Below are 23,889 nucleotides of genomic sequence, written 5' to 3'. Positions count from 1 at the left end.
TACACACTCCACTTCATCAATGCCCATCAGCATTTCTTGCTGCGAATGGGGGTCATTGCGTGTCATGGGTCAGTCCTTTTAGTTGAGCAGCAAACGCCAAGCTTCAACCTTCAGACTGCAATCTTCAAGCACCGCGCTTCAGGCTGTCGGCCTGCCGCTCAACGCGTCAGAGAACCGGGTTATGGAAAGGTGTCCCGGTCACTTCGATGAACTCTTTTCGGTAGTCTTCGTTTTCCGGGTCGACCACGAGGGCCTGGCGCAGGAATTCGACGCCTTCGGCCACATTACCCAATTGACGACTCAGGGCACCGGCGAGGTGCAGCCTGGTGGCATCGAAAAAATTGAATGACAGCATAATCTTGGTCAGCGTCAGCGCGTTCTCGAGCTTGCCCGCCATCAACAATTGGTTGAACTGCGTGTTGAAGTCGCCGACGTCCTGCCACTTTTCGGCAGACAAGCCCTCCACTTTGCGCAGCACGACGGTGTGGCCGTTGCCTACTTTCGAATCGGTTTCTTCGACGCACTCGATGTACCAGCAACCCAGGCCTGACGAGTTAACGTAATTGACCGCACGGAGCATGCTTTGCAGGGAAAAAACCTGATAGTGACCGCGCCATTCGCCTTCAGTGACGGTGGTCATGTCGACCTTGTTTTCATAGTCCTCGATCATCTGCGCCAGCGTCGTCAAACGACGCGCCCGATCAGTCTTGGCTGCGGTGCGCTTGGGAAAGATGCAGAAAAATACCCCGCCGTTCTTCAGCACTCGGAAGGATTCGACGTAGGCAGAAAGCAGGTTGGGGACGTGCTCGATGACGTGCGAACTGATCAGATAGTCAACCGACGAGTCTGCCGTATGGATGCATTGAAAATCGCCCAGCATGTCGACCTTCGAAACATCGCCCGACACTTTCATCTGCTCGACGAAGTACTGCTGATAGTCTTCCATGTCGCGAGGGTGCAGAAAATCCACACCGTTGCACGGCGCAACGTTCAGGCAATGGGCAAGATTGAACGCGTTGTGAGCCGCGGCGCCCAACTCTATACCGTGCCCCTGGCAGTACTTTTTAGCTAACAGCATCACCCACCCACCGCTCATCGTGATATCGAATACAGCCTTTCAACGATTTCGGCGGTGTCCGCTAAAACTTTAACCAGCACCGCTCCAGGCCTTTGGCGTGCCAGCAATTGGCGTAAATATTGCAATCCACCGCGTACATACATCGATTTACGTCAGCGCGGGCTTGAACTGCCCGCCACGCTGCGACGCCAATCAACAACAATCACGCTAGGCTCTGTACGAAAAGTCGGCGAGCGAAGGTCAGGCAAGGCAAAAACAGGCGAGGAACGGCCGGGGTCGCGTTCGACTCTACGTGTTGTAAATGAGCATTCCGAGCCTGTTTTTAACGAAGCATCACCGAGCGCAGCCACTTTTCGTACAGAGCCTAACGCCCGAGAGAACAGAGGATCACCATGATCAATGGTCAAAAGGTTGGCTGCGGCATCGTCACCTACAACCGTCCTGCGCTGCTGAAAAAGCTTTACGATTCCCTGCCTGCCGAGATCATCGACTGCGTTGTCATCATCAATGACGGCGAGGTGTACCCGGAGTTTTCCGCGTATGACAGCGAGGTTTTCTTCAACAACGAAACCAACCTCGGCGTTGGAAAATCCAAGAACAGAGCTTTGTCGCGACTCATGGACGCCGGGTGTGAACACCTGTTCCTGATCGAAGACGACATCTATATAAAAAGCCCGGAAGTGTTCGAGCTTTATATTCTGACCTCGACGCTGACCGGCATTCAGCACCTCAATTACAGCCAGCATGGTCTGATGAACAAGACGCCGTCCGGCGAGGCCAACGCGGTGTACCGGATTGACTACGGCAATGGCATCAACCTGCCCTTGTACCGCCATTGCGTCGGTGCGTTTTCCTACTATTCCAGACGTAGCCTGGAAGCCGCCGGCCTGATGGACGAGACGTATCACAACGCCTTTGAACACGTCGATCACACACTGGCCATCATCAACCAGAACATGCACCCACCTTTCTGGTTTTTCGCCGACATCGATAATTCGCAGCTGTATCTGGGGGACGAGCCCTGGACGCTCGAGGGCTCAACGATTTCGTCCGATACCCTGCACCGCAAAAACGCCCTCGCAGCCATTGAACACTTCACGCTCAAGCACGGCTGCGAACCAGTCAGACATCCGTTGGCGTCTGATCAGGAGCTGATGGACAGCCTGAACAGCATCAAACAGAACTTCGGATTGAATATCTAAGCGCCGAGCCCGCCCCGCAATCCTGACAAGGCGTTGCGGGGTACTCGTTGCAAGACCGCTGCCTCAGGGCAGGGTCATACTGAACATCGCCCCGCCCAGCACGCCGCCGTTGGCGATTTCAATGCGCCCGCGCATGCCGTTGCGTACATGCAGCCGGGCAATGTGTGCAGCGAAGTACAAGCCCAGGCCGGTACTGCCGCTGCCCTGGTTGATGCCCTGCACATAGTCGGTCTGGCGCTCGATCAGATACGCCGGGTAGCCGGGGCCGTCGTCATTGATGGTGATTTTCAGCTGCCCGCCTTCATCGCCGACACTGACAACGATCTGCTCGCGGGCAAAACCGATGGCGTTGACGATGATATTGCCCACCACCGAGCCGATCAGTTCGCGGTCGAAAAAGCCAAGGGGACTCGCCACGTCGATCGCATGACGCGCGGCAATCCCGCGGCTGGCCAGTACGTCCTGGTGATGGGCGAGTTGCGCTTCGATGAAATCGTCCAGTTCGTGGTAGTCCGGACGCAATGGCATCTGGTTGACACCCAGCTTGTAGAGGCCGAGCAACTGCACGAGCATGCCGTTGAGGTTGGCAAATTCATAGTCGATGATGCCATGCTCGGACGTGTCGCGCTGCTGGACCGAAAGCTTCGCCTGCCACTGGCTGTGTGCCTGGGTCAGGGTCGCCAGCGAGTTCTTCATGTCGTGCACCGTGGAGGCGATCACCATGGAAAAATCGAGGCCCTGCTCTGTCTCTTCATTCATGCGCTAAACGCCCTCTCCCTGAGTTTATGGTAGCGCTCATAGCGTGGATCGCTTTCCGGGATCTTGCCAAGCATGGTCAGGCTGGCCCGACACTCGTCAATTCCGGCCTGGCCCAGATTCTGGCCAGGGTGAAGCAGCGACTGCACCATGTTCAGCGCAATACTGATGTTCTTTGGCTGCAAGCCAAGCGCACTGCGGAAAAACGCCTGTGCTTCGGTGAGGTTGCCAGCCTTGTAACTGCGCACGCCTTGCAGGTTGAAATCGACAGCCGCCTTGCTGGCCCCCAGAATCGCCGGATCATCGGTCATGCTGGCGATGCTTTTCATCACCGCTGGATCGTCGCCATAGGCTCCCGCACAACTCTTCAAGACGCCGGCACCGGCCTCTTCCTGACCGAGCTTCTTCAGTTGCGCAGCCACCATCAGTGCGGCGTCGGCACTGAGCACCTGCTCCATGCCATCCAGCCTGGCCATCGCCTGCTCGGTGAGCTTGGCTGCGGCTTCCGGGTCCGAATGCTGCAGGCTGGCCGCCTTCATCAGCCGGGTGCGCACTTGCAGACCCTGGTCGTCGCCATGCTCCTTGGCAACGTCGACGAGGGCGTTGTTGATCTCGACGCGGGTGCGCGCATCGAGCCCCTGATCACCACCCTTGCTGATCAACGCATGCGCCAACCCCAGGTTGGTTTCCGGATCCTTGAAACGCGAATGCTGACCTTGGGAGACGGCCTGGCGATAGGCCTTGGAGGCACTTTCGAAGTCATCGTTGCCCAATGCCAGCTTGCCCAGCAGCTTCTGCCGACGCACCGCCAGCGGCGACAGGCGCACTGCGCTTTCCAGCACAGACTGCGCGCGCTTGCCATCGCCAAGCGCGACCAGCACATCAGCCAGGCCATCGAACAGCGCAGGCATGGTCGGAAATGCCTTGATTGCCTGTTCGTAGATAGCCTGCGCCTCGGCGGTCTTGCCGCGCTTGAGCAGCAGGCTGCCCAATGCACCGTAGGCCCACGGCGTGGCCCGATCAGCCAGAATGGTCTTGAGGAACGCTTCCAGGGGCTCGTTCTGCTTCAGGTCACGCAAGGCATCGGCCTTGTAGCGCAGGCACAACGGCGCATAACGCGGGTCCTGCTCGATCAGATTGTCACACGCGGCCAGCACCTCGGCCGGTTTGCGACGGTCGAGGGCCTGCAGAATCGGCTTGAGCAAGGTCTTGCGCTGCACCAGCTTTTCCAGCCGCTGGGCCAGCCCGGCGCGGTTGAACGGCTTGGTCAGGTAACCATCCGGCTCCCACTCGAGCGCACTCATGACCATCGCCTGACTGTTTTCGGCAGTGACCATGATGAATACGCTTTCGTAACTCAGCAGGCGCTCGATCATCAGGTCTTCCAGCACCTGCTGGCCGTTCTTGCGGCCATCACCCAGGTTGAAATCGTGCAGCACGAAGTCATAACGCTTTTGCGAGCACATGCGCAGAGCCTGCTCGCCGGAGTCGGCGGTGTCCACTTCCTTGACGCCCAGTTCACGCAGCATCGATCTCACTGAACTGCGAAAGTCAGAGAAATCATCAACGATAAGAAAGCTTTTTTGGTTGTACGCCAGCATCCGGATTCCTGCACAGGAGAGGGTGAAAATATGAGATCCGCGGCCTGAACATCATTCAGACCCGACTCGGCAGCCCATTTTTCAGGACGCACATAATAACTGATGGCAAAGAGCCATAACACAACTTGCCATGACCCCTTCCCGCGCATCAAAGCGCGAGGTTGAGGGCAACACTCAGTTTTTCGACCATCCACGCAGAAACTGTAGAACGAACATCAACTTCGCACACGAACCCTATGCCAGGCAGACATAAAGAGTGTGGGCTGGGTCGTGATTGCGGCAGGGGAAAGGCATTTTCGGAGAGGTCCGTCACACATCGGCTGCGCACTCGATATAACGCACAACGTGGTGGACAGCATGCCAGCGCGGGGCGCTGGCATGTGAGGTGGTCCAGGCGGTTTACACCCAGCCGTCGTTCTTCTTGCGGCCCTTGGTCAACGCCGGGAGGATCAGGCCGACCAGCAAGCCGGCACCGGCAATGCTGCCGCCGTAGACCATGTAACGCATCATCACCTGCTTGTTCTCATCGCCAAGTCGCGCCTGAGTCGCACGCAATTCAGCCTGAGAGTCGGCCAGTTGATCGTTAAGGGTCTTGGTGCGCGCCTCCAGTTCATCGACCAGCTTCTTGCGCGCGTCCAGCGTTTCCTGCATGCCCTGCACGCGGGTCTTCCAGGTATTGTCGATGCCCGCCAGTTGCTCGGTCAGATCGGCGACCTGCTGAGTCAGTTGTGGCACACGCTCGGCCTGACCAGGGACTTCCTGCAAGTCGCTGCTCGGAATCCACACCGTGGAACCGCCTTCGCCACGCACCTGGCTGAACTTGCCCGAAGCGCTGAGCAGCTCGACCTTCTGCCCGGATTTCAGCGTCCCCACAATCCGGTGATCATCGGTTGGTCCGCTGCGTACATAGGTGGTGAGGCTGTCGCTGACCCAGCGATCGCTGCCTGCGGCCTGTGCGCTGCCAGGCATGACAACGGTCAATGCAGCGCCAACCAGGCCTGCGCCGAGCAAGCGACGCGAAACGGCGAACAGGCCAGGGGCTCGGGAAAGAAGTGCGGAAAAATGACGAGACATGGCGATAATTATCTTTATCTGAAATGAAAATAAAGCCTCGTTTAACGGGCCGGCTAAGGATGGGAGCGGCAAGTGATCAACGGTTTTGCAACTCCTGCCCGGACGGAATGTCTGCCTGTCAGGCGCGTTGAAAAAGCACCTGATGATCCCTTTCATGCAGGCCGTCCAGAAAGTCCATCAGCTAACAGACTCCGTTAAAGGGGTCAGGTTCACTATTGCCCGTTGTCCGCGTCAAAATTCAGCCGCACGGTCAGCGAAGCAAGTGCCTGCTTTCAAAAGAATTCGCCTGCCGATTCAATCCTGCGATGACGCACAACGGCTCAAACAGGGGACGTCTGCGGTCCGGCGTTTGCTTTCCCGGCCAAGTGCTGTAGAAAAGGCTCCACAGGGGCGAATGTTCTCGATATTCGCCATCCTGATGCTCGACTGCATCGCTCTAATGGAAAATAGAATGATCCCAAGACAAGTGATTAACGCCACCGTAAGCCCGAAAGGCAGCCTTGAAACCCTGTCCCAACGTGAAGTGCAGCAGCTCAGCGCGGCCGGTTCAGGCAGCACCTATACCCTGTTTCGCCAGTGCGCCCTGGCCATTCTCAATACCGGCGCCCACGTCGATAACGCCAAGACCATTCTTGAAGCGTACGAGAGTTTTGAAGTCCGCATCCATCAACAGGACCGCGGCGTTCGCCTGGAGCTGCTCAACGCGCCTGCCGATGCATTCGTCGACGGCGAGATGATCGCCAGCACCCGCGAAATGCTGTTCAGCGCCTTGCGCGACATCGTTTATACCGAAAGCGAGCTGGACAGCCAGCGCATCGACCTGAGCAATTCCCAGGGCATCACCGACTACGTGTTCCACCTGCTGCGCAACGCTCGTACCCTGCGTGCCGGTGTCGAGCCGAAGATGGTGGTGTGCTGGGGCGGCCATTCGATCAATACCGAAGAATACAAATACACCAAGAAAGTCGGCCACGAGCTGGGCCTGCGCAGCCTGGATATCTGCACCGGCTGCGGCCCCGGCGTGATGAAAGGCCCGATGAAAGGCGCAACCATCGCGCACGCCAAGCAGCGCATCGTCGGCGGTCGCTACCTGGGCCTGACCGAACCGGGCATCATCGCCGCCGAAGCGCCCAACCCGATCGTCAATGAGCTGGTCATCCTGCCGGACATCGAAAAACGCCTCGAAGCGTTCGTGCGCGTCGGCCACGGCATTATCATTTTCCCTGGCGGCGCGGGCACTGCCGAAGAGTTCCTGTATCTGCTGGGTATTCTGATGCATCCGGACAACAAGGATGTGCCGTTCCCGGTGATCCTGACCGGCCCGAAAAACACCGAACCGTACCTGCAGCAGTTGCACGCGTTTGTCGGTGCCACGCTGGGTGAAGAGGCGCAGCGTCACTATCAGATCATCATCGACAACCCGGCAGACGTTGCCCGGCAGATGACGCAGGGCCTGAAGGAAGTGAAGCAGTTCCGCCGCGAGCGTAACGACGCGTTTCACTTCAACTGGCTGCTGAAGATCGAGGAAAGCTTCCAGCACCCTTTCGATCCGACCCACGAGAACATGTCCAGACTGCAACTGAACCACGATGTGCCGACTCACGAACTGGCCGCCAACCTGCGCCGGGCGTTTTCCGGCATCGTCGCCGGCAACGTCAAGGACAAGGGCATTCGTCTGATCGAGCAGCATGGTCCTTATCAGATCCACGGCGACCCATCGATCATGGGCCCGCTGGACAAGTTGTTGCAGGCCTTCGTCGATCAGCACCGCATGAAGCTGCCAGGCGGCGCGGCGTACGTGCCGTGCTACCAGGTCGTGACCTGACCGCATAACGGCATGCTGCAAGCCGACGGGGTGCTCTTGAGCACCCCGTTTCTATTTCTGCTGGCGAAAGGCCTTGGGCGACTGCCCGGTAGCGCGCTTGAAGAAGCGCGAAAAATACGCAGGCTCGGAAAAACCCAGGCTGTCTGACACCTGATTGATGGTCAGGGTGGTGTAGATCAGGTTGCGCTTGGCCTCCAGCAACAAGCGCTCACTGATGATCTGCAAGGCCGACTGATTGCACAGCCGCCGACACAGTGCATTCAAATGCGCGGCGCTGATACCCATCGCCTGAGCATGCTGGTCGATCGACCAGTGCTCGCGAAAACTCGCCTCCAGTTGATGCATGAATACCTGCAAATGCTCGCGGCCGCGATCCATCGCATGAGTCTCTTCGCCGGCATGCTCGCTGCTGCGCCGGCTGAGCCATACCGCCAGCACATTGACCAGCGAGTGCAGCATCAGATCGCGGCCCGCTCTGGGCTGCCGGTATTCATCGGCAATGGCATTGAACAGCGTGTCCACATAATCGCTGTCTGCCCCGAGCACATAGCAGCGGGAAGCGCTGAGGGCAGAGACGTCGAGCGCAGCCTCGAGTTGCTCCACCAAGGGTCTGGCCAGGCTGAGAATATGGCCCTGAATATCTCTGGAAAACCTGAAGGTGTGCACGCTCAGTGCGGGAACGACTTGCAGCGCAGGCATCTCGACCTCGCTGACCCGGTCCTCGACCTTGAGCATCGCCTTGCCCGACTGCACGTAAAGCAGCTGGACCAGATCCCCATGCCGATGCGGCTTGATCTCCCATTCGTGAATCCTGCTGCGCTCGGGGATCGACTCGCAATGGATCAGGTCCGGGGTGGGCCAGGCCGTGGTTTCTCCGTAGAGCTTGAACACCGGTATCGCTGCTGTAGCAGGTCTGGCCATGTCGTCCTCTCTCGTCCGGACCCTCGAAAAGTCCAGATAATGCAGCGGATATTGCCTTCTTATCCAGACAGCATCCATTAAAAATGCAGGAGACAAAAACAAACACGTCCCGCTGGCTAAACCTGGCAGGGATCAAAAGACAGGACTATCGCCATGAAGACCAAGGTTGCCATTATCGGTTCAGGCCCTTCCGGGCTGCTGCTGGGCCAACTGCTGCAGCGTGCCGGCATCGACAACGTCATCGTCGAGCGCAAGGCCCCCGATTACATCCTTTCGCGCATCCGCGCAGGCGTTCTGGAACAAGGTATGACCGACCTGTTGCGTGAAGCGGGCGTCAGTGAACGCATGGACGCAGAGGGCATGATCCATGACGGTTTCGAGCTGGCGTTCGCCGGTCGCTGCGAGCGCATCGACCTGAAGAGTCTTGCCAATGGCAGGACGGTGATGGTCTACGGCCAGACCGAAGTCACCCGCGACCTGATGGCCGCGCGCGCCGCGACCGGTGCAATGACGATCTATGACGCCGCGGACGTCAAAGCGCATGACCTCAAGAGCAATAGTCCGTACCTGACGTTCGTGAAAGACGGCGAGACCGTGCGCCTGGACTGCGATTACATTGCCGGCTGTGACGGCTTTCACGGGGTGTCACGGCAATCGATTCCCGCTGACGCCCTCAAGGTATTCGAACGCGTCTATCCGTTCGGCTGGCTCGGCGTACTGGCCGATACGCCGCCGGTCAACGAAGAGCTTGTCTACGCCAATCACCCGCGCGGCTTTGCCTTGTGCAGCATGCGCTCGGCCATTCGCACCCGCTATTACGTGCAAGTCAGTGCCGACGAGAAGGTCGAAGACTGGTCGGACGAGCGCTTCTGGGAGGAACTCAAATCCCGCCTGCCCGAGCATCTGGCGGAGCGTCTGGTCACCGGGCCGTCCATCGAGAAAAGCATCGCGCCGCTGCGCAGCTTTGTGGTTGAACCCATGCAGTACGGTCGCCTGTTCCTGCTCGGCGACGCCGCGCACATCGTCCCGCCGACCGGTGCCAAGGGGCTGAACCTGGCGGCCAGCGATGTCAGCACGCTATACCGCATCCTGCTCAAGGTGTACCAGGAAGGCCGCACTGACTTGCTGGAAAAGTACTCACAAATCTGCCTGCGCCGGGTGTGGAAAGCCGAGCGTTTCTCCTGGTGGATGACGTCGGTGCTGCATAACTTCCCCGATACCGACGCCTTCAGCCAGCGCATCCAGCAGACCGAACTGGACTACTACGTCGGCTCGGAAGCCGGGCGCAGGACCATTGCCGAGAACTACGTGGGCTTGCCGTATGAGGCGGTCGAGTAGAGCGTTGGCCCCGGCGCTGTGATGTTCGTTGCGTACTGACGTTGGCGACAAGCCATAACCTCCCCCGCGTACCTGCGTTGTGCAATCACACAACGCATGCCCCCTGCCGCCGTGCAAACCCCCAAAGCGTTTTCGTCACCGGCCACCTATGATCAAGCGTGCATCCAATAGCTATCGGGCTATATAAAAACAACAAGCACAGAGGAACACCCGCCATGACACCCGTTTCGACCCACGAGGTGGGCGACGCTGAAGGCAATCTTGTCTACCGTCGCATCACCCTGCGCCTTATCCCGTTTATCTTCATTTGTTACCTGTTCAATTACCTCGACCGCGTGAACGTCGGCTTCGCCAAACTGCAGATGCTCGATGCCCTGAATTTCAGCGAGACGGTTTATGGCCTCGGTGCCGGTATCTTCTTCATTGGCTACGTGCTGTGTGGCCTGCCCAGCAATCTGGCGCTGAACCGCTTCGGGCCGCGTCGCTGGATCGGTCTGATGATGATTACCTGGGGAATCTTCTCGACCTGCCTGCTGTTCGTCACCACGCCGGTCGAGTTCTACGTGCTGCGCTTTCTGACCGGTATGGCAGAGGCCGGCTTCTTCCCCGGCATCGTGCTGTACCTCTCGCGCTGGTATCCGAACCAGCGTCGCGGACGGATCATGGCACTGTTCATGTCGGCCATTCCGGTCTCCGGACTGCTGGGCGGCCCGTTTTCCGGATGGATTCTCAATCATTTCGCTGCGGGCCAGGGCGGCATGGCCGGCTGGCAATGGATGTTCCTGATTCAGGGCTTGCCGACAGTGGCGCTGGGTGCGCTGGCCTTCGTTCTGCTGTGCGACAAGGTCGAGGATGCCCGCTGGCTGACGCCCGAGCAGCGTCAGCGGGTCAAGACCGATATCACCAACGATGAACTGAGCCGTCCGGTACACGGCAAAAGCTCGGTGGCTTCAGTGCTGAGCATGCCGTTCATATGGATTCTGGGCTTTATCTACTTCTGCATTCAAAGCGGCGTCTACGCGATCAATTTCTGGCTGCCGTCGATCATCAAGAACCTCGGTTTCAGCGATGCACTGGTGATCGGCTGGATCAGCGCCGTGCCGTACCTGATGGCGGGCGTGTTCATGCTGTTGGTCGGCCGCTCTGCCGACCTGCGCAATGAGCGGCGCTGGCATCTGGTGGTCCCGATGCTGATGGGCGCGAACGGCCTGATCATTGCCGCCAACTTCGCGACGCTGCCCATCGTTGCCATCATCGGACTGACTATCGCGACCATGGGTGCGCTGACCAGCCTGCCGATGTTCTGGCCATTGCCGACCGCCCTGCTGAGCGCCAGCGTTGCCGCAGGCGGGCTGGCGCTGATCAACTCGATTGGGCAGATGGCAGGCTTTCTCAGCCCTTACCTGGTGGGCTGGATCAAGGATCAAACCGGCTCGACTACCCTGGCGCTGTACGCACTGGCCGCGCTGACCATCGTTGGTAGCCTGGTGGCATTGCGGGTCAGTCGTTCGTCAGCGGTCAAGGTGGCAGGCCCCGCCTGATCGCCATGGCCGAAGACAGCGTGATCCTGCGTATTTGGCATGAAGCGGGATGCGCAGATTTTTGCGCACCCGATACCCGCATAAAACTGACCAAGGCTTGTATTTAAAACGCTGCAGCACACAGGAATGAGTCGGCGCATGTGCGCAGACGTTTGCGCACTATTTCACGTTTTTTTTGCTCGATGTCTTTGCTTTAAATCTCTATCTATTTGTTTTACATAGATAAATAGACAGTCGGCACATATCTTGGAATGCACTTCTGCATACAGCGGGCGATATCGCCCGTTTCTGCGCAGAGATTCCATGCATGACCGACAAATCCGGCACCCATACACAACGACGTGCTGCAACGTTCGCCAAAACTCCCGCCACGGCCACCAGCCTGTGTCCCTTCCGAGGACCTGACGTGGCTATCGTGCCGGTGCGCTATGCGCTGGACCGCTCCCGCTACGATACCGCTCCCCAGAAGCTGAAACCGCTACTCAAGGGCAGCCGCTGGGCGGTGATGCCGAAGTTGAAAACACGCAGCTATACCCTTCGCCAGCTGTATGACGGCTACGTGTATGTCTATGACGAAACGGCAGAGACGTTGCACGAATACGCGGTGTCAGCCGCCAGCGGCAACCTGAGCCATATTGTCTGGACCGATGCGCAGCTTGGCAGTGACCAGCGCAGTGGCGGCAGCGACGCCAAGCCTTTTCTGCTCTATCCGCGAAACAACCTGCTGCGCATCGCCTTTTCAGCGCAGCAGTGGACCTGGCGAATTTGCGAACACCTGCGCTCCAATCCGGCAAGCCGCACGTCATGGATGAAAATGCTGGATCTGATACGCTACTGCATGACCATGGCCGAGCCGCATACCCTGCCGTTGAACCGTATCGCCGAGGCGGTGGCGGACATCGACAAGGAGCATGCGGTTGAAGATAACCGGTTTGCAGACTCAGCGATTCCTACACACGAGTCCTCCAGCGAAGAAAACCAGCCGCTGTTTTCGCCAATCGGCGCTGACGTTTTCTGGCAAGGCAGTGTTGAACATCAGAACAGCTCTCTGCTCATTGCCCTTGATGACCCGCTGGCCATTTTCAATGATCTGGGCATGCAACTGGCCGCCGATCAAGCCGCTTACCGCAACTGGCAAGCCGAGCACGAACACAAGCTCCAGATCGCCCAGACCGTCACCACGCTATGTGGCGCTGAAAGCGAGCCGGAGAAACTGCCGGCATCGGTGCGCGGCAATGCCGCGCTCACCCATCAGTACCTGAGCGACGTCGAAGCCTATTTTGAACAATGCATGTTTGAACAAGAGCAGATCGGCAACAACACGGCTCCCGGTGGCGTGCTGTTGCTGCCGGATATTTTCAAAAGCCCGGAGATGCGCAGATCGATTGAAATGCGTTACGGCAGCGCGCCCTCCGACGACGCCCTGCAAGCCTGGAAAGATCGCCAAAAATGGCGGCGCGAGGTCGATCTGAGCGGCGCGCGTCAGTACCTTCAGCAGCACCTGCCAACCGGCGACACACTGCTGCAACAGGTGCGTGACACGCAAAGCGACTTTCGGCAGTGGTCGACCCATCTGGGCACAGAACCGCTCAAGCTGTTTGTCGACACCACCCACCCAGAAAGCCTGCTGTATCTGCAAACAGTCATGCTCAACCTGCAGATCATTTACGCTCAGGACAACGCCGCCAGCGCCTGGCTCGCCGAGCAGGAAGCCAACGACAGCAGCCTGTTTGGCACCTTGCGCTACGGCTTCTCACCGGCGCTCAAGCACGCGCTGCATCAGGAGGCCAACGCGCTGCTGAACGGCCTTGGCGACATCACCAACCTGGCCACCCGCATCGGCGAACTCAACGGCACGCTCAATCACCAGGGCTTTGCCGACAAGCCGTGGATGAAGGCGCTGAAACAACCTGTTCAGGACACCTTCAAAGCCCTCGGCCAACTGGCCAGCAACGCAGGCAAAGCGACGTTCGAAAGTATCCTGCTGGCCTGGGTGCCCATCGACAGCCGCCTGGCGGTGGGCAAGCAGCAGAACATCGTTGTGCTGATTCGCACACTGCTGATCGGTCAGATCCTGCTCGATTCGAAGGCACGTATTGCGATCGATCAGAAAATGTTTACGAAGCTGAAAAGCTGGATCAGTGAGTGGCGGGTACTCAACAAGCAGATCAGCGACACCCGCCGCAGTTGGCTCTATCCCACCGCTTACAACCCTCGCAAAAGCATCGCCAGCCACCTGCGCGCGCTCGAGCAAGAACTTCGCCTGCACGAACTGAGCATGCCCTCCCTGCTCGACTATCAGAACAACCAATACGCCAAGCAATTGCAGGACGAGATTCGCCTGCACTTCCAGTCCGGCAAAGCCATCACCAAAGAATGGCTGGGCACCGCCAGGCGCTGGCTCGATGGACTGGGAGGGATTGCCGGTTCGATTACCTGGGGCGTGATCATGCTCAACTTCATCAACACCGCCTTCACTTATCGCGACCTTACTCGGGATGGAGACTTTAGTGCCAAGGACATCGGCAAGGTGACGTATGGGTTGGGGTATAGCTTTAACTTGTTGATGGCGGTGTTTGTTGAAGCGCCTTGGGCGGTTATCAGGGATGCGACGCCCCTTTCTGTTGGCGGATATAACATAGGCATTCTCGATAAATCGGCGGCTTACTGGAAAGCACGGGGCAATGCGGTTTGGGGGGATGCGATAAGGGGGTTTAGAGTTTCAATGGTGGCAATGGGTGGGTTTGGACTCGCGGCAGTTACGCTTGAAATATTTGATGTTGCAGATGACTTTTACGCAGCAAAAACACCAGAAGAAAAGAACGTAATCATTGTAAAAGGCATTTCTGTGTTCACAATGGGAGTGGGCTCAACTTTTCAATTGATGGGAGGATTATCGCCTGCCAGTGCATTCGCGACTGTTGCGATGAGTTCCTGGTTTAGTGTGGCGCTACTCATAATAGGCTCTATTTATCTTTTCACTACGATGACCCTGAATTATTTCAAACAAGACAGTGTTGGCTGGTGGCTACGCAAGTGCTGTTGGTCCAGAACCCTGGACTATCGCTACGCTGAGACTGCCCAAGGTGAGCATGAAGAAGTTCGCGCGCTTATGGAAATTAAATTATCTCCGCAAGTTTATGTAAAAAGCACCGTATATTATGAAAACCGTTATCTAGGAAAAGGAGATCACTACAGTGTAGCGGTACAAAATGGCGCTGGAGTACAAGTGCACTTGCCAAATCTGATACGCGGGCAGTCCGTGCACTTCAACATCGTCAGCAGCAAGCGACCATGGGGAGTGCTACCTGTAGAAAAAATAGACGACCCGCTGCATCAAACTTTTCTGGACCGCGGGCAATTCAGGAAAGCCGAACAGTTCGGGAAGCTAACCAACACGCCTCTTGGCAAGGCGAGTGAAGACTTCACCTATCCTCTCATGCCACCAGACAATGAAGACCTCATCTGGGAAACCTGGGTGCCACTGGACAAGGACGCAACATATCTTGAGCTGCAAATCTGGTACCCGGCCAGTCTTTTAGACCCTGGCGAAGAAGATAGAAGCTATCTGTTTCAGATGCAGCTTAGCCCAAAAGGCGATACCGCTATTGACGGACTGGCTGCTGTGGAACTTGAAGTGAAGACATCAAACAGGGCAGGTACGCTGACTCTCGAAGTCGCAGAGGGCACGCCATTATGACTCAAAAAGAAAAAACCCCAACTTTCCCACACGGTAGAGATGTTCTGAACTGGAAAATCAAAACACTTGCGAGATCGCCCAGAGAAATGATGATAACTCAGTCCATATTTATCGCAGTCTACCTAACAGGATGCACCCTTTACATGTGGGTAGGCTGGATAATGTTTTCAGATAGCCTCTACTCATTAGTGGGCACTGTATTAGCGCTCGCCGGCATTCTTGCCTATTTCGTAGGCCTGCTCATCCGCCAAAAAACCATCTTCAACTACACCCTGAAAACCGATGGAGCCACGGTCGAGTATTACCTCCACTACCCCGACTTCGCCTCAAGCTTCTTCAAGGGCATCGCCATTTTCGTCATGCTGGTATTCGGACTCGTCGCCGTCCTGACCGGATCGTTGCTCTTTCTGGTCGGCCCGGTGGCGATGGCTTTCATCGCCGCCATCAAACTGCTGAACTGGGAAAACCCTGTCCACCATCGACAAACCGCCCCTTGGGCACTGCACGAATTCGTCACGGTCGATCACAAACGCCTGATGGTCATCATCCATTGCGAAGATGTCACCACCGGCTTCGCCGCACGCTTTCCCAGCAAAGCGTTGATGGACAAGTACCTCGCCTTCCTGCGCGAGGTACTTCCAGCAAAGGTTGAATACATCGAAAAGGCTACCAACTGGTATCAGGGCTGATGCGACTCAGGCTTGAGTTGAAACTCACTGCAAGCCTGAGAAAGCGATCAAACTGCCATGGGCACCGTGAAGCGGAACTCGCTGCCCTCGCCCACCCGGCTTTGCGCTACCAGTTCTCCACCATGAGCCTTGACGATGCCCTGGGAGATGTAAAGGCCCAGGCCGGTGCCGGTCGGGTTGCCTTCCTTGACGGTCCAGTAGCGTTCGAAGATATGCGGCAACTGCTCGGGAGGGATACCCTCGCCGGAGTCCCTCACGGTGAACACGATTTCAGAGCCGTTGGACATGGCTGACACGTCGATCTTGCCCAGTTTCGGGGTGAATTTGATAGCGTTGCCAACCAGGTTGGACAGCACCTGAAACAGGCGCTCCGGGTCAGCATTGACCTTGATATCCGGCTCGGCGTTGAAGGAAATTTCGACGGATTTATCCATCGCCAGCGGGGCCAGCAAGGTATAGGCCTCCTCGAATATCTGGCTGACTTCCAGCGGCTGCGGCGTAATCGTGTAACGGCCTGCTTCGATTTTCGAGGTGTCGAGCAGGTCTTCCAGCAATACATTCATGCGGCTGGCCGCTTGCTGCATGGTATCGATTGCCGTGGAAATGCGTCGCGACGTGTGCGGCCCATCGGAGCTGAACGATTTCTGCATCATTCCGCAGAGCATGGAAATGACCGTCATCGGGTTACGCAAGTCATGGGAAACAACCGCTACCAGCTCGTCGCGGGCGCGAACAGCCTGTTGCTCCCTGCGCACCTGACGGGCAAGGTCGTTTTCCAGGGCGGAGCGGCGCAGGTCATTGGCAGCGAACACGTCGCCATAGCTCCACTTCGTAGCGATCCCGGTCATCTCGACCTTCCAGATCTCAAACGAGGTGCGCGGCCGAAGACGCATGCCGCCTGCCGAGCTCTCCATATCCAGTGGTTTTTTCGGATTACCGCTCCACTGGACCGTTTCCTTGACCTCGGGACGAAACCAGATAACACCGTTGTCGACCGGCTTTGGCAGGCTCATCGCCAACACGCCGCTGGCGATTGGCTGATAAGCCTCGGCAGGCGCGTAGACACTGGATAGATGATGACTGGCATACACTGGTTCGCCACCAGCGATCATCCACGCATGCAGCGAACGTATGTCGGACGGCTCAGGGCAGATGCCGAAACAATGCGTTTGCCGGTCTTCGATGATGGCGACGCCGGTTGCGCCCACCATATCCATCAACAACTGTGGTTGCTGCGCCAGGCCATCGAAGACGTTTTCTTCGGACCCGGCCATGGCCAGATTCAATTGCTCGAGCGCCCTGACCTTCGCCTCTCGCTGACGGCTTATTTCCAGCGCTTCCATGGCGCTGATCTGCAGCGACAGAACCTGGCCTATCGCCTGGCAGGCACTGCGCAGTTCGTGGGACACGTACAGCGGCGTGCGGTTGCCGCAACTGATCAATCCCCACAACTTGCCGCCTTGAATCAGCGACACACTCATGGATGACAGCACGCCCATGTTCTTCATGTACTGGCAGTGGATCGGTGAAACACTGCGCAACGTCGAAAAACTCAGGTCAAGCTGCTGCTGAGTGTCCGGGCGCAGTTGAGGCACCAGGGGCACCGGGGTGTAATCGGCATCGGGAATAATGCGCAGCCAGTTGCGGCGATAGAGTTCGCGCGCCTGCTCGGGAATGTCCGATGCCGGGAAGAACAACCCGTTGAAGAGCTCCATGCTTGGCGCCGAGGCTTCGGCGATCACCTGACCATGGCCTTCTTCTTCGAAACGGTAGATCAGCACCCGGTCGTAACCGGTCATTTTCTGGATCTCGCGAACGCTGACTTCATACAGGGTCTGCAGATCAGTCGCGGCGTGCAGTTGGCGCAACATGCGCCCAATGTTGCCGGTGCGCTCGGAATAACTGACCGACTGCGCATCCTTGCCCTGAATTTCGAGCTCCAGAACCAGAACGCCCTGATGGCGGTGCAGCAAGGCTTCGAACTCAATGCCGTTGATGGACATCAGCAGGCGTTGCGCGTCGATGAACGAATCATGAGCACTGGCGCTTCGGATCACGTCGGCCCAGCCAGCGCCCAGCACACAGTCCAGCCCCTTGCCGAGCACCTGCTCGGGCACATGGCCCAGCACAGCCTTGACGTTGGCACTGACTTGCAGGATTTTCAGATCGGGCTCTGTCAGTGTGAACAGCAGACCATGGGGTTGAATGGCACCGGGAAACTGAATGGGCTCATCTGCACAATTGGCCAGAAGGACTTCAAAGGCGTCTTTGTCGAGTTGGCTCATAACAGTACCTCTTGACCCTCGAGCCAGTGCTCGAAACATGCAAATGTGGAGTGCGCTGCAGAGGCGGCGGCATCAGTAAAAGCAACTTCTCGGGGTACTTCATCCAGGTGATTAAGAAACGCCTTCCAGCGAGGTCCGGTAAGGGCACCGTACACATCGAGAAAGGCCGTTCCACTTTGTTCATCCAGCCCCAGACGCTTGTTTATTTCGCGTCGCAACACTTGCCCGCCCAATGTCGCCCCTTCCAGCACATACATCACCCCCATACATGCCCCGGGAGAATCAACAGCGGGTAACTGTTCGCAGCGAGGCAATTGGCCAATGTCATGGTCGGACAGCCCCAACGCACGCAGATCCTCGACCAACACAGGGGTTTTGACCCTCTCGAGCGGGATAAGCTCCGCAGGTATCAAGGCACTGGCATGCAGTATCGCTTCAAGCGGTGCATAAAAACCGTAGTAAGCCTGAAGCAGACGGAGGTAAAGAGCGTGATCCAGAGCGGATGAAAAAAATGGCATGCGTTTTTCAAGCCTGACGTGCAACTGACTCGTCTCAGCACGCAGTGCATCAAGCAGTTTCGGCGGGGTAACAGATGAAAAACTTGCCGGCATCCAGGAAGGCTCTTGAGTGTGCAATGGGCAGAAAACGCATCCGAGCGAAAACAGGCCGCCAAAATACAGATTCAGAGCAAAATCTGACAGGTATTTCCTAGGTTTACGATGAAATACCACTGTCCACAAAGAAAAACAGTCAGCGTTACAAGACGACGGTTTGCAACTGCCCGCAAAATACGCGCTCAACTAACGACGATAGTCGAAACCCAGCCCATACGCGTTCGGCGCGTGTGCGGTTCGCGCAGGCAAGCACTTTAACATCATCCGATAATGATGCCATCCTCTCGTAAGCCACCGACTCGATCGGCGGCTCACGTGCCCCCCTGAATAAAGCTGGCTCGCTCTGTCAACGCACGTTCTGGTACAGCATCATTCGCGAGGTTTCATGCAGGCCGCGGGTCAGGTCGCGCAGCCGTTCAAACTCTTGCGGGTTCTGTTCGGCAACGTTGTCCAGCGGCGTGGGGGAAGACAGGTCGTGGAGCGTTGGCGAACTGCCGTCGTGCTCCATTTGCAGCAGGTAGTTGCGCGTGACACCGCCGATCAGCGGGAACGTACCTTCGCGCAGTACCAGCGGCACCACACGCTCACCTTCTGGAGCCGCTTGCTGAATGTCACGGCCCATGGTGCCGCTGGTGAAGTCCATACCGGCCATCCCCGCCAGTGTCGGCAACAGATCGGCGAGGCCGACCGCTTCTTCGACGACCCGTGTGCCCAGCAGGCCGGGGGCGTGAATCAACAGCGGGACGTTGTTGCTCTCCAGGCCCAGTTGCTCGAACGCCGGCGCCATGTGCGGGATCTGGCTGATGCGCGTGTTGTGATCGCCAAACAGCACGAAGATGGTGTTTTCGTAGTAACCGCCCGCCTTGGCCAGTTCCATTAACCGTCCGATGTTGAAATCCAGCAGGCGCACGGCGTTGTACTGCTCCACGCTGCGCGAACCGGCGGCCTGGACCTGCTCCACGGTCTTGTCACTGACCTGAAAACCGTCGTTGTCCTGTGGAATGGTAAACGGCCGATGATTGCCCGCGGTCTGCACGTAGGCAAAGAACGGTTTGTCGGCTGGCAACGCACGCAGGATCCGGTCGCTCTCCTTGAACAGATCAAGGTCGGAAATCCCCCAGACATCTACCTGCGGTGACTTCCAGTCGCGCTCGTCGTAGAGACGTACGTCATCGATACTGCGACGGATCAGGGCGTTCATGTTGGCCCAGCCGGAATTGCCGCCAATCATGTACAGCTTCTCGTACCCTTTGAAGTCGTTGATGATGGTGTTTTGCCGTGTGAGCAGCGGGTGACGCGTGGCGGTTTCCTGCCGTGTCACGTCGGGCACCCCGGTGATGCTCGCCCAGACCGTTTTCGCAGTGCCGGTAACCGGCACGTAAAAGTGCTTGAAGAACCAGCTTTGGGTGGCCAGATGGTCCAGGTTCGGCGTCGGGTTCAGCGGGTTGCCGTAGGCGCCGACGGCACTGGTGCCCAGCGATTCGAGCATGACGAACATGACATTCGGCGGCCGCTCGCCCGGCAGCCGGTAAGGCTGCACGGTCTGGTGACGCTTGAAACTCAACCCCTGCACGTCTGGCTGGGGGACGCCCAGATAACGCGCGACCTGTTCATAGTGCTTGCGCACCTGGGGTTCATCGAAGTTCAACTGCGAGACCTTGAGCGTGTCGTACAGGAACAACGCCGGATTGAGCCCCAGCGCCGCCACCTGACTGTTGCCGGAGAAGAACGCATCGCTCCAGCGCAACGGTACCGGGTTTTCCAGATTGAGATTCTCGACCCGGCCCAACAGGCCGAGAAAGGTTGCACAGACCATCAGGGCCGAACCCCAGACCACGGACCCGCGTTTGATCGGCCTGGCCTCACGGTCCAGGGTGACACGTTCAAGCCTGATCAATACCCAGCCGAGCACCGCGACCGTGAGCAGCCAGCCGACAGTGATCCACAACACCGGATAGGTCTGCCAGAGCATGTCCCGGGAAATCTGCGCATCCTCCAGATAGCGTAGCACGCTGGCGTTGAGCCTGACGCCGAGATAGGCGTAATGGCCGAAATCGACGATGTAAATCATCGTCAGGATCGCCAGCGCCACGATCAGATAGCCTCGCGCCAGCCAGCGCAAGGCACGCACGCTGATCAGGTTCCAGCCCGGCAACCAGAGCAGCACCGCGATAGGCAGCAGTATCAGCAGCGCCAGGCGCAAGTCGAAGCGCAGACCGATGCCCAGCGTCTGTGCGACCTCGCCATGCGTGAACAGCGTGCCCGGCTCGATGCCGGAAAACCCGAAGAAGAACACACCCCTCAGCAACGCCGACAGCAGGAACACCACCATGACCGCGCCCAGCCAATAATGCAGGCGTCGCGATTGCAACCAACTCATCGTCATTCCTCTAGACATTGCCGACAGACAGAGCGGCCGGACGGCGCGTCTCCATTGCCCGGCGATAAACAAAACGGACAGCCAGGATCAGCAATGCCCCACAACAGTAAAGGCCAAGCAGCGGATCGATCAGGTAATCCCAATAATTCTCCGATGGCTTGATGCGGAAAGTGAAGGCCAGCGTCGCAGCGCTGAGCATCACCGCGGCCAGCGCATTGCGCATAAAGACCAGCCCCAGCGCGATGACAGCGACAATCATGATCATTGGCCGCGGGTTGTAACCCCAGCGGTACGGATCGAAATACGTCAGGCCCAGCGTAGCCGGGTACAGGGTCAGTGCCAGCGCAGCAAACACCAGCAACACCACCGCGCGCCTGGACACGGCCAGTGGCTTGAGCACACCCAGTCGCTGCAGGGTCAGCCAGCCCAGCAGCACCAGGCTGCTGATGGCCAGGTCATCGGTCAGGCTGCGGGCATAGGACGCCATCGACAGCCCGTCGATCGAGATCACACTCAATAGCGAGACGGCGGCCAGCAGGCCGCAGCGCCACCATAACGATGCGGTCAGCGGCGCCAACAGTACAAACAGGGTCCAGGCAAACGCCAGATGAGCCAATCCCAAAGCGATCATAAAAGTTGCTCCGCCAGCCAGGCCTCGTTGAAGCTGACATGCTTGATGAAGGTGTTATTCCATGAGTAGACCAGGTGATACAGGCCGTCCGGGCTACGGATGAAGTACGGGTATTCGTATTCGAAGTCGCAGCCCTGGGGCGAGCAGACGCGTTGGTCCAGATTGCTCAGAAACGCCTCTTCCATCGGTTGACGCAGTGCGCCACTGGAACTGCGGAAGCCCTCGCCGATCACCTCCTTGTACGCCTCGAGGGTAAACGGCGTGCCCAGCGGATCGGGCGACTTGTCGAAATCCATCAATGGCCGCCAGACGTTCATCTCCTCGTCAGTACGGTACAGGCTGAGCTTGAAGCGCCCCTCGCGCAGGTCATTGAGCGCCACCAGCAGCCCCCTGCCCGGCACACCAACCGCAGCCAGCGAAGAATTGGGGTTGCTCGGGGTCAGCGGATACGGCTCGCTCCAGCTCTGCCCGCCGTCTTCGGTGCGGCTGGCCAGCACACGGTGGAACGTCTCGCCGGCATAGCGCAACAAGGCCACGGCGCGCTGCCCATCCAAAGGCACCACGGTGGGCTGCAGGGAGTTATTGCCACGGCTGATGCGAAACTTGTCGATCACTTCACCGTCGGCACTCAGGTACAGGTATTCGGCAAACTTGCCGAGAAACTCATGATAGACCGGCAGGCCGATCGAACCGTCGGCATGAAACACCGGCGCGCCGCGCACCAGCGTACTGATGTTCAGGAACGGTGTTGTCACCAGTTGCCATGGCGGCGACCAGCTGGCGCCCATGTCGCTGGAGACCATGGCGTTGACCGTACTGCCCGCCCAGCCGCCGACCGAAACTGAAACGTAGAACAGCCATAGGCGATTGTCCGGAGCCAGGGCGATCACCGGATTGCCCAGCTTGCGGATGTATTTGCCAGTCCCCGACTGGGTGGACTCACGGGTTGCCAGCACCTGCTCGCCGCCCCACTCACCACTGGCCGCATCGAAGCGCGAGGTGCGTATTTCAACGTCGCCCGCCCCTTCGCGAGAACCGGCGAACCACACCGACATCAGGTCGCCGCCGGGCAACGCCGTCACGGCTGAGGAATGCACGAAGTCGTCCAGGTCGGAAGACGCGAAACGCGACATATAGGACGCCTTGGGCGCCACGCTCTCAGCGCCAACTGGCGCGGGGCTGACCGCAAAGGGCGCAATACGGTGCTGTGGATGGCTGAGCCACGCACTGAGAAAAATCGCCACAACAATCAGGCCTGCGCTCCATGCAGCCAGGTTTCGGGAAATAACACGCATCGGGAGGCATCACTGTAATGAGGAACAAAGGTGTGGTTTCAGCGATGGCGATCTTCGGGCAACGGACGTCGTTTGCCAGTCAGCATCGACAGGGGCAGATTGTCACGCACTTGAAAGCTTTCGAAGATGGCGGCGGCCATGTGCAGTACCACCAGGGCACACAAGGTGTTAGCGAGAATTTCATGGATGTCCTGCGGCCAGTCGGCGCCCCACAAGGCATCGACCTCTTCCATCAGAAAACCGGTCAGGCCCATGCCGAAGATCAGCACCATCATGAGTACCATGACCAGCGCGCCGAGCGGGGAATGACCGAGCCGATGTATCGGTCGCAGGTCGATCAGCGAGCGCATGTGCGCACGCAGGCGCGCCGGATGTGGCCAGAAATCGCTCCAGCGTGCGCTGCGCGGCCCGATGAATCCCCACACCACTCGCACCGCCAGCCAGGCAATCGCGTAATAGCCCAGCCAGATATGCCAGTCGCCCCCTGCTTCATTGAAGAAATAATTGGCAACAAAAACACCCGCGATCGAGACGTGAAACAGCCTGACCAGCGGGTCCCAAAGGCGCAGGGAAACACGGCTCATTACTTGGTCTCGGTCTTCACCGCTTTACCCGTCACCGGATCGTGATAAATCTCGACCTTGCGCTTGTCCTTGTCGAAACCATAGATTTCGTAGCAGTTGCCGTCAGTCACCTTGAACTTGCTGATCTCGTAACCCTGAGCCTTGAGCTGCTCCTGGAATTTGGCCTGATCCTGCCATTGGGACTTGTCAGCCGTGGTGCATTGCGGCCCGGCAAGTGCCAGCGGGCTGGCCAGACACAGGGAAATCAGCAGGACTTTACGCATGACAGATACTCGCAAGCAGTTAAGGAGCGCCTACTGTGCGAAACGAATCTTAGGAAAAGCTTAATACGTAATAGCTCGTAACATCTTCCCGGACACACGGCACTTCGCGCTG

The 23,889-nt window shown here is 58.1% G+C and carries 18 protein-coding genes; 6 read left to right on the top strand and 12 right to left on the bottom strand.

The window, feature by feature from the left end:
• Window positions 1-166: 166 nt before the first annotated feature.
• The gene (locus JOE29_RS07570; RefSeq protein ID WP_004416963.1) at window positions 167-1,078 is read right to left on the bottom strand and encodes a methyltransferase domain-containing protein; all 912 of its coding nucleotides are present in this window, start codon (window positions 1,076-1,078) and stop codon (window positions 167-169) included.
• A gap of 392 nt (window positions 1,079-1,470) precedes the next feature.
• Here JOE29_RS07570 and JOE29_RS07565 point away from each other — a divergent pair, with 392 nt between their 5' ends.
• Complete coding sequence (locus tag JOE29_RS07565; RefSeq protein WP_003316764.1) at window positions 1,471-2,280, top strand: hypothetical protein; 810 nt, start codon at window positions 1,471-1,473, stop codon at window positions 2,278-2,280.
• Window positions 2,281-2,343: 63 nt separating this feature from the next.
• Here JOE29_RS07565 and JOE29_RS07560 read toward each other — a convergent pair whose 3' ends face one another.
• From JOE29_RS07560 to JOE29_RS07550, 3 genes are all read right to left on the bottom strand, one after another.
• Window positions 2,344-3,039 (bottom strand): ATP-binding protein, encoded by a 696-nt coding sequence (locus tag JOE29_RS07560; protein WP_003422148.1) that lies wholly within the window; start codon window positions 3,037-3,039, stop codon window positions 2,344-2,346.
• Window positions 3,036-4,637, bottom strand: coding sequence for a tetratricopeptide repeat-containing response regulator (locus JOE29_RS07555; protein WP_210079267.1), 1,602 nt, complete (start codon window positions 4,635-4,637; stop codon window positions 3,036-3,038). Before JOE29_RS07555 ends, JOE29_RS07560 begins: the two co-directional genes overlap by 4 nt.
• A 399-nt stretch (window positions 4,638-5,036) precedes the next feature.
• Entirely contained in the window at window positions 5,037-5,711 is a 675-nt protein-coding gene (locus JOE29_RS07550; protein WP_003316760.1) for a TIGR04211 family SH3 domain-containing protein, read from the bottom strand.
• Between the two features lie 451 nt (window positions 5,712-6,162).
• On the opposite strand from JOE29_RS07550, the gene ppnN reads away from it, so the two are divergent.
• Entirely contained in the window at window positions 6,163-7,536 is a 1,374-nt protein-coding gene (gene ppnN / locus JOE29_RS07545) for a nucleotide 5'-monophosphate nucleosidase PpnN (protein WP_003391287.1), read from the top strand.
• A 51-nt stretch (window positions 7,537-7,587) separates the two neighbouring features.
• Here ppnN and JOE29_RS07540 read toward each other — a convergent pair whose 3' ends face one another.
• Window positions 7,588-8,457: a helix-turn-helix domain-containing protein gene (locus JOE29_RS07540; RefSeq protein WP_003422144.1), complete on the bottom strand. Its 870-nt coding sequence runs from the start codon at window positions 8,455-8,457 to the stop codon at window positions 7,588-7,590.
• Window positions 8,458-8,610: 153 nt separating this feature from the next.
• Here JOE29_RS07540 and pobA point away from each other — a divergent pair, with 153 nt between their 5' ends.
• The 4 genes from pobA to JOE29_RS07520 all read left to right on the top strand — a co-directional run bounded on the left by pobA (window position 8,611) and on the right by JOE29_RS07520 (window position 15,725).
• The gene (pobA, locus tag JOE29_RS07535; RefSeq protein ID WP_210079265.1) at window positions 8,611-9,795 is read left to right on the top strand and encodes a 4-hydroxybenzoate 3-monooxygenase; all 1,185 of its coding nucleotides are present in this window, start codon (window positions 8,611-8,613) and stop codon (window positions 9,793-9,795) included.
• A gap of 215 nt (window positions 9,796-10,010) precedes the next feature.
• Window positions 10,011-11,336: an MFS transporter gene (locus JOE29_RS07530; protein WP_210079263.1), complete on the top strand. Its 1,326-nt coding sequence runs from the start codon at window positions 10,011-10,013 to the stop codon at window positions 11,334-11,336.
• A 307-nt stretch (window positions 11,337-11,643) separates the two neighbouring features.
• Window positions 11,644-15,036 carry a toxin VasX gene (locus tag JOE29_RS07525; RefSeq protein ID WP_210079261.1) on the top strand — a complete coding sequence of 1,131 codons (3,393 nt, stop codon included), beginning with the start codon at window positions 11,644-11,646 and terminating at the stop codon, window positions 15,034-15,036.
• Complete coding sequence (locus tag JOE29_RS07520; RefSeq protein ID WP_183132307.1) at window positions 15,033-15,725, top strand: permease; 693 nt, start codon at window positions 15,033-15,035, stop codon at window positions 15,723-15,725. The genes JOE29_RS07525 and JOE29_RS07520 overlap by 4 nt, the downstream gene beginning before the upstream one ends.
• Before the next feature lie 47 nt (window positions 15,726-15,772).
• On the opposite strand, the gene JOE29_RS07515 is transcribed toward JOE29_RS07520, so the two are convergent.
• The 7 genes from JOE29_RS07515 to JOE29_RS07485 all read right to left on the bottom strand — a co-directional run bounded on the left by JOE29_RS07515 (window position 15,773) and on the right by JOE29_RS07485 (window position 23,777).
• A complete protein-coding gene (locus JOE29_RS07515) occupies window positions 15,773-18,010 on the bottom strand; it encodes an ATP-binding protein (RefSeq protein ID WP_057406012.1) in 2,238 nt (745 codons plus the stop codon).
• Window positions 18,007-18,621, bottom strand: a complete 615-nt coding sequence (locus tag JOE29_RS07510) for a biliverdin-producing heme oxygenase (protein WP_044312938.1) — start codon at window positions 18,619-18,621, stop codon at window positions 18,007-18,009. Before JOE29_RS07510 ends, JOE29_RS07515 begins: the two co-directional genes overlap by 4 nt.
• A gap of 349 nt (window positions 18,622-18,970) precedes the next feature.
• A complete protein-coding gene (locus tag JOE29_RS07505) occupies window positions 18,971-21,004 on the bottom strand; it encodes an LTA synthase family protein (protein ID WP_210079258.1) in 2,034 nt (677 codons plus the stop codon).
• Between the two features lie 10 nt (window positions 21,005-21,014).
• Window positions 21,015-21,635, bottom strand: coding sequence for a hypothetical protein (locus tag JOE29_RS07500; RefSeq protein WP_003314790.1), 621 nt, complete (start codon window positions 21,633-21,635; stop codon window positions 21,015-21,017).
• Window positions 21,632-22,930, bottom strand: coding sequence for a sialidase family protein (locus tag JOE29_RS07495; RefSeq protein WP_210079256.1), 1,299 nt, complete (start codon window positions 22,928-22,930; stop codon window positions 21,632-21,634). Before JOE29_RS07495 ends, JOE29_RS07500 begins: the two co-directional genes overlap by 4 nt.
• A gap of 38 nt (window positions 22,931-22,968) precedes the next feature.
• Window positions 22,969-23,514, bottom strand: coding sequence for a cytochrome b/b6 domain-containing protein (locus JOE29_RS07490; protein ID WP_210079254.1), 546 nt, complete (start codon window positions 23,512-23,514; stop codon window positions 22,969-22,971).
• The gene (locus tag JOE29_RS07485; protein WP_003349279.1) at window positions 23,514-23,777 is read right to left on the bottom strand and encodes a PepSY domain-containing protein; all 264 of its coding nucleotides are present in this window, start codon (window positions 23,775-23,777) and stop codon (window positions 23,514-23,516) included. The genes JOE29_RS07490 and JOE29_RS07485 overlap by 1 nt, the downstream gene beginning before the upstream one ends.
• Between the last annotated feature and the right edge of the window lie 112 nt (window positions 23,778-23,889).

This window comes from Pseudomonas sp. PvP009 (assembly GCF_017832995.1).
GTDB lineage: Bacteria > Pseudomonadota > Gammaproteobacteria > Pseudomonadales > Pseudomonadaceae > Aquipseudomonas > Aquipseudomonas syringae.
Note: the sequence above shows the minus strand (reverse complement) of the source record. Positions and strands in the feature narration are given on the sequence as shown.

Excerpts from the sequence above, each read along its gene's own strand:
- JOE29_RS07570 (WP_004416963.1), bottom strand. The coding sequence starts at position 1,078 with ATGCTGTTAGCTAAAAAGTACTGCCAGGGGCACGGTATAGAGTTGGGC.
- JOE29_RS07565 (WP_003316764.1), top strand. The coding sequence starts at position 1,471 with ATGATCAATGGTCAAAAGGTTGGCTGCGGCATCGTCACCTACAACCGT.
- JOE29_RS07560 (WP_003422148.1), bottom strand. The coding sequence starts at position 3,039 with ATGAATGAAGAGACAGAGCAGGGCCTCGATTTTTCCATGGTGATCGCC.
- JOE29_RS07555 (WP_210079267.1), bottom strand. The coding sequence starts at position 4,637 with ATGCTGGCGTACAACCAAAAAAGCTTTCTTATCGTTGATGATTTCTCT.
- JOE29_RS07550 (WP_003316760.1), bottom strand. The coding sequence starts at position 5,711 with ATGTCTCGTCATTTTTCCGCACTTCTTTCCCGAGCCCCTGGCCTGTTC.
- ppnN (WP_003391287.1), top strand. The coding sequence starts at position 6,163 with ATGATCCCAAGACAAGTGATTAACGCCACCGTAAGCCCGAAAGGCAGC.
- JOE29_RS07540 (WP_003422144.1), bottom strand. The coding sequence starts at position 8,457 with ATGGCCAGACCTGCTACAGCAGCGATACCGGTGTTCAAGCTCTACGGA.
- pobA (WP_210079265.1), top strand. The coding sequence starts at position 8,611 with ATGAAGACCAAGGTTGCCATTATCGGTTCAGGCCCTTCCGGGCTGCTG.
- JOE29_RS07530 (WP_210079263.1), top strand. The coding sequence starts at position 10,011 with ATGACACCCGTTTCGACCCACGAGGTGGGCGACGCTGAAGGCAATCTT.
- JOE29_RS07525 (WP_210079261.1), top strand. The coding sequence starts at position 11,644 with ATGACCGACAAATCCGGCACCCATACACAACGACGTGCTGCAACGTTC.
- JOE29_RS07520 (WP_183132307.1), top strand. The coding sequence starts at position 15,033 with ATGACTCAAAAAGAAAAAACCCCAACTTTCCCACACGGTAGAGATGTT.
- JOE29_RS07515 (WP_057406012.1), bottom strand. The coding sequence starts at position 18,010 with ATGAGCCAACTCGACAAAGACGCCTTTGAAGTCCTTCTGGCCAATTGT.
- JOE29_RS07510 (WP_044312938.1), bottom strand. The coding sequence starts at position 18,621 with ATGCCGGCAAGTTTTTCATCTGTTACCCCGCCGAAACTGCTTGATGCA.
- JOE29_RS07505 (WP_210079258.1), bottom strand. The coding sequence starts at position 21,004 with ATGAGTTGGTTGCAATCGCGACGCCTGCATTATTGGCTGGGCGCGGTC.
- JOE29_RS07500 (WP_003314790.1), bottom strand. The coding sequence starts at position 21,635 with ATGATCGCTTTGGGATTGGCTCATCTGGCGTTTGCCTGGACCCTGTTT.
- JOE29_RS07495 (WP_210079256.1), bottom strand. The coding sequence starts at position 22,930 with ATGCGTGTTATTTCCCGAAACCTGGCTGCATGGAGCGCAGGCCTGATT.
- JOE29_RS07490 (WP_210079254.1), bottom strand. The coding sequence starts at position 23,514 with ATGAGCCGTGTTTCCCTGCGCCTTTGGGACCCGCTGGTCAGGCTGTTT.
- JOE29_RS07485 (WP_003349279.1), bottom strand. The coding sequence starts at position 23,777 with ATGCGTAAAGTCCTGCTGATTTCCCTGTGTCTGGCCAGCCCGCTGGCA.